This is a genomic window from Kineococcus glutinatus (assembly GCF_039542765.1).
Classification (GTDB): Bacteria; Actinomycetota; Actinomycetes; order Actinomycetales; family Kineococcaceae; genus Kineococcus_A; species Kineococcus_A glutinatus.
In genome coordinates, this window is record NZ_BAABIL010000385.1 from 1 (window position 1) to 5,126 (window position 5,126).

Sequence of the window (5,126 nt, forward strand, 5' to 3'; positions counted from 1 at the left end):
CCGGCCGGGCCCACGTGCCGAGCGATCCCGGACCACCTCCGCTGCGCGAGGTCCTCGCCGTGCTGGAGGACCTCTACCCGGCGCGGTGGGCGCAGTCGTGGGACGCCGTGGGCCTCGTGTGCGGCGACCCCGAGCAGCCGGTGCGCCGCGTCCTGCTGGCCGTCGACCCGGTCGCCGCGGTCGTGGACGAGGCCCTGGCCTTCGGCGCCGACCTGCTCCTGGTGCACCACCCGCTGCTGCTGCGGCCGGTGACGTCGGTGGCCGCCACGAGCGCCAAGGGCCGCGTCGTGCACCGGCTGATCGGCGCCGGCTGCGCCCTGCACGTGGCCCACACCAACGCCGACGCGGCCTCCCCGGGCGTCTCCGACGCCCTCGCCACCGCCCTGGGGCTGCGCGACCTCGTCCCGCTGCAGCCCCTGGCGGGCGAGGCGCAGGACACCCTCGTCACCTTCGTGCCCACCGCCGACGCCGAGCGGGTGCTCGACGCGCTGGCGGCCGCCGGGGCCGGGCGCGCCGGGCGCTACGAGCGGGTGGCCTTCGCCGCCCCGGGCACCGGCACGTTCACCCCGCTGCCGGGGGCGCGGCCGGCGATCGGGCGGGTGGGCGAGCGCGAGGACGTCGCGGAGGTGCGCCTGGAGCTGACCGTGCCCCGCGCGCTGCGGGTGCCCGTGCTCGCCGCGCTGCGCGCCGCGCACCCCTACGAGGTGCCCGTGGCGTCCTTCACCGAGCAGGCCGGCCCCGACCCGGTCCTGGGCATCGGGCGGGTGGGGGAGCTGGCGGCGCCCGAACCGCTGGCCGCCTTCGCCGAGCGCGTGGCCGCAGCGCTGCCGGCCACCGAGCAGGGCGTGCGGGTCGCCGGCGACCCCGGTGCGCCGGTGCGGCGGGTGGCGGTCTGCGGCGGCTCCGGCGACAGCCTCTTCGCGGAGGTGCGCGCCAGCGGCGCCGACGCCTACGTCACCGCCGACCTGCGCCACCACCCGGCCTCGGAGGCCCGCGAGCACGGCTCGGGGGCCCGCGAGCACTCCGGCGGGCGCGGCCCCGCCCTCGTCGACGTCGCGCACTGGGCCAGCGAGTGGCCCTGGCTGCCCGAGGCCGCCGCCCGGCTGCGCGCGGGGCTGGCCGGACGGGGCTCTACGGTGGACCTCCGCATCTCCACCACGCGCACGGACCCCTGGACGTCGCGCATCCCGAGCCGAGGGGAGTGACTCCGGATGCCCAAGGCCCCGGCGATCGACCAGCAGAAGCTGCTGGACCTGCAGGCGGTCGACACCCGCCTGGCGCAGCTGGCGCACCGCCGCGCCACCCTGCCCGAGCAGGCCGAGCTCGACGCCCTGCTGCGCAGGCACTCCGTCGTCTCCGACGAGGCCGTCGCCGCGCGCACCGCCGTCTCCGACGTGGAGCGGGAGGTCACCCGCGCCGAGGCCGACGTCACCGTCGTGCGCCAGCGCGCCGACCGCGACCGCGCCCGGCTGGACGCCGGCACGGGCAGCCCCAAGGAGCTGGAGGGGCTGCAGCACGAGCTGGAGAGCCTGGCCCGCCGCCAGGGCGTCCTGGAGGACGTCGAGCTGGAGGTCATGGAGCGCCTGGAGCAGGCGCAGGGGCGCGCCTCGCGGGCGGAGGCGGAGCTGGCGGAGGTGGCCGCGGCGGTCCGCGAGGCCGAGCGGCGCCGCGACGAGGCGCTGGCGGGCATCGCGACGGAGGAGACCGCGGCCGTGGCGCGGCGGCAGGCCGTCGCCATGGGCATCGACGACGCGCTGGTCGCCACCTACGAGAAGCTGCGCAGCACCCGCGGCGGCGTCGGTGCGGCGATGCTGCGCGCCCGCCGCTGCGAGGGCTGCCGGCTGGAGCTCAACACCGTCGACATCAACCGGCTGCGCGCCGCCGCTGCCGACGACGTGGTCCGCTGCGAGGAGTGCGGGCGCATCCTGGTGCGCACCGCCGAGTCCGGTCTGTGAGCGCGCGCCGGCTCGTCGTGGAGGCGGACGGCGGCTCGCGGGGCAACCCGGGGCCGGCCGGCTACGGCGCGCTCGTGCGCGACGCCTCGACCGGGGACGTGCTCGCCGAGGCGGCCGAGTCCATCGGCCGGGCGACGAACAACGTCGCGGAGTACCGCGGTCTGCTGGCGGGGCTGCGGGCCGCGGCCGCCCTCGACCCCGAGGCGCAGGTGGAGGTCCGGATGGACTCCAAGCTGGTCGTGGAGCAGATGTCGGGCCGCTGGAAGGTCAAGCACGAGGACATGCGCCGCCTCGTGGAGGAGGCGCGCACCGTGCTGCCGGCGGGGCGGGTCCGCTACACGTGGGTGCCGCGTGCGCAGAACTCCGCCGCCGACCGGCTCGCGAACGAGGCGATGGACGCCGCGGCGGCCGGCCGGACGTGGCAGCGCGCCGGCGGGACCGCGACCACCGGTGCGACCGCGACCGCCACGGCGGCTCCGGTGGCCGGCTCGCTCGGCGGTGCCGCCGGCGCACCGCCGACGACCCTGGTGCTCGTGCGCGACGGGTCCACCGCCCTCACCGAGGCCCAGCGGCTCAGCGGCCGCGGCGGGGACGACCCCGCCCTCAGCGAGCGCGGCCGCGCCGAGGCGGCCGCCGCCGCGACCTCCTGGGAGGTCTCGCACGCCGACGTCGTGGTCACCTCCTCGCTGCGCCGGGCGCGGGAGACCGCCCGGCTGCTCGCCGGCGCCCGCGACGTCGAGGTGCTCACCGACCCGGCCTGGGACGCCCCCGACCTGGGGGAGTGGGAGGGCCGCACGGTGCCCGATGTCGTGCGCGGCTGGCCCGCCGCGTACGCCGCCTGGCGCACCTCCCCGGACGCCGCGCCCCCCGGCGGGGAGTCCCTGGCGGCCCTGGCGCGACGGGTCGAGGAGGCCCACGACCGCGCGCTGCGCCGCTGGGCGGGGCGCACCGTGGCCGTCGTCACCCACCTCGACCCCGTGCGCCACCTCGTCCGCACCGCGCTGGAGGCCGCACCCTCCGCCCACACCCGGCTGCGCGTCGACCCCGGCTCCCGCACCGTGCTGCGCTGCGGCCACGACGGCGGCGAGGTCTGGACCCTCAACCGCCACTGATCCCGCGGCCGGCGCGCGTCAGGCGGCCTCGACGTCGAGCACCCAGGGCGCCCCCGCCCGCACCGGTGCCTGCAGCCGCACCGCGAACGCCTCCGCGGCGGCCGCGTGCAGCTCCGCCACGGTGCGCGGCACCCGTCCCGGGCGGGTGAGCAGGTGCCGGGCGAGCAGGCCGCGGGTCCGCTTGGCGTCGTGGGAGACGCTGCGCCCGTCGCGGCTGACGCGCACCGCCGCGGTGCGCCCGGCCACCTCCCGCGACGGCTGCCACGCCGCCGCGTAGGTGCTGGAGCGGCAGTCCACGACGACGCCGGCCGGCGCCAGGGCGGCGGCCAGGTGCGGGCGCCAGAAACCGGCCAGCGGCCCGACGCCGGGCAGGTCCGTGCCCATCGACAGCCGGTAGCCGGGGATGCGGTCGCCGGGGGTGAGCGCCCCCCACAGCGCCGAGACGACGAGCACGCGACGACGCGCCGGTGCCGGCAGTGACGGCAGGTCCAGGGCGTCGTAGAGCACGCCGCGGTAGACCTGCGCGGCCCGCGCGGCGGGCCGGGTGCGCAGCGAGGTGTTCGCCGCGACGGTGGCGGCCAGCCGCGGGCCCGCGCCGAGCAGCTCCGCGGCACCCGGCCGGGCGGAGGCGGTCACCAGGGCGTCGAGGACCCGCTCCCGCGCGCCGGTGAGGGCGGGCAGCGACAGGGCGTCGAGGTCGACGGGGGCGCCCCGCTGCGGGCCCTCCCACTTGGTCTCCGAGGGCGGCAGGACGACGAGCACGAGGGAGCACCCTAGGCGGGCGCCGGGAGCGCACCCGGCGGGGCTGCGCCGGGTGGGTGGCCGGGTGGGTGGCGGTGCGCTCCGGGGCCCTGGTGGGCGGCTAGGCTGGCGGTGGACGAGCCGGCCGGGCGGCCGCGTCGGGGCCGTTCCCGCGAGGGGCGGTGCCCGCCGAGGAAAGTCCGGACTCCACAGGGCGGGGTGGTGGGTAACGCCCACCCGGGGTGACCCGCGGGAAAGTGCCACAGAAAGCAGACCGCCAGCGTCCGCGCTGGTAAGGGTGAAACGGTGGTGTAAGAGACCACCAGCGCACCGGGTGACCGGTGCGGCTCGGTAAACCCCACCCGGAGCAAGGCCAGACAGGCAGCGTTCGAGGGCGGCCCGCCCGAGCTGCCGGGTAGGCCGCTTGAGGCGTGCGGCAACGCACGTCCTAGAGGGATGGTCGCCGCCGCCCGCCCCCGCGAGGGGACGGGCGGGCACAGGATCCGGCTTACAGGCCGGCTCGTCCCCCACCACCGCGCCGCCGGCCCCCGCCGCGGTGCGGGACTGGCGTCATCGCCGGCCTCGGCCAGACTGGCGGCGTGCACGCCACCAGCCCCGCGCGCCGCGCTGCGCCGGTCGTCCTCGCCGTCCTGCTCCTGTTGCTGCCCGTCCTCGCCCTGCCCGCGCTCACCGCCGCCCCCGCGCGGGCCGCCGCGCCGGAGCGCCTCGCGCAGCAGGTGACCGACGAGGTCGGCGCGCTCGACGGCTCCGGCGAGGAGGTCGAGGCGGCCCTGCAGCGGCTGGTGGACGAGGACCGCATCCAGCTCTGGGTCGCCTACGTCGCCACCTTCGACGGCCTCGACGGCGCCGACTGGGCCCGCGAGACGTTCCTGGCCAGCGGTTTCGGCACCGACGACGTCCTCCTCGCCGTCGCCGTGGAGGACCGCGCCTACGGCTACTGGACGGCCTCCGGTGCCAGGTTGAGCACCGCGGACATGGGCGCCGTGGCGCGCGACGACGTCGAGCCGCGGCTGGGCCGCCAGGACTGGGCGGGCGCGGTGGTCGCGGCCGCCGACGGCGTGCGCGCCGAGGTCGGTGGTTCGCCGCTCGGGCTGCTCGCCGGGGTGGTCCTCGCCCTCGTGCTCGCCGGTGGCGGGCTGCTCCTGCTGCTGCGCCACCACCGCACCGCGGCGCGCGGCGGTCGGCGCGTCGCGGACCCGCCCGACCCCTTCCCGGGGGAGCCCACGGCGGCGCTGCAGCAGCGCGCCGACGCCCTGCTCGTGCAGGCCGACGACGCGGTGCGGGCCAGCGAGCAGGA

5 protein-coding genes and 1 other RNA gene are annotated in these 5,126 nt (G+C 78.9%); 5 read left to right on the forward strand and 1 reads right to left on the reverse strand.

Annotated features, from left to right (window positions below; all coding sequences use genetic code 11):
- Nucleotides 1-14 precede the first annotated feature (14 nt).
- Genes ABEB16_RS14130 through ABEB16_RS14140 form a run of 3 tightly spaced genes read left to right on the forward strand, consistent with a single transcriptional unit; the run spans nt 15 to nt 3,067 of the window.
- Nucleotides 15-1,205 (forward strand): Nif3-like dinuclear metal center hexameric protein, encoded by a 1,191-nt coding sequence (locus tag ABEB16_RS14130; protein WP_425560199.1) that lies wholly within the window; start codon nt 15-17, stop codon nt 1,203-1,205.
- Nucleotides 1,206-1,211: 6 nt separating this feature from the next.
- Complete coding sequence (locus ABEB16_RS14135; protein ID WP_345712879.1) at nt 1,212-1,955, forward strand: zinc ribbon domain-containing protein; 744 nt, start codon at nt 1,212-1,214, stop codon at nt 1,953-1,955.
- Nucleotides 1,952-3,067 carry a bifunctional RNase H/acid phosphatase gene (locus ABEB16_RS14140; protein WP_345712880.1) on the forward strand — a complete coding sequence of 372 codons (1,116 nt, stop codon included), beginning with the start codon at nt 1,952-1,954 and terminating at the stop codon, nt 3,065-3,067. Before ABEB16_RS14135 ends, ABEB16_RS14140 begins: the two co-directional genes overlap by 4 nt.
- An 18-nt stretch (nt 3,068-3,085) precedes the next feature.
- Here the strand turns inward: ABEB16_RS14140 and ABEB16_RS14145 are convergent, their stop codons facing one another.
- Nucleotides 3,086-3,829 (reverse strand): YaaA family protein, encoded by a 744-nt coding sequence (locus ABEB16_RS14145; protein ID WP_345712881.1) that lies wholly within the window; start codon nt 3,827-3,829, stop codon nt 3,086-3,088.
- Between the two features lie 116 nt (nt 3,830-3,945).
- Here ABEB16_RS14145 and rnpB point away from each other — a divergent pair.
- Together rnpB and ABEB16_RS14155 are read left to right on the forward strand one after the other, a co-directional pair.
- Nucleotides 3,946-4,335, forward strand: an RNA gene (gene rnpB / locus ABEB16_RS14150) — RNase P RNA component class A.
- Between the two features lie 72 nt (nt 4,336-4,407).
- On the forward strand, nt 4,408-5,126 hold a 719-nt coding region (locus ABEB16_RS14155; protein ID WP_345712882.1), incomplete at its 3' end, for a TPM domain-containing protein.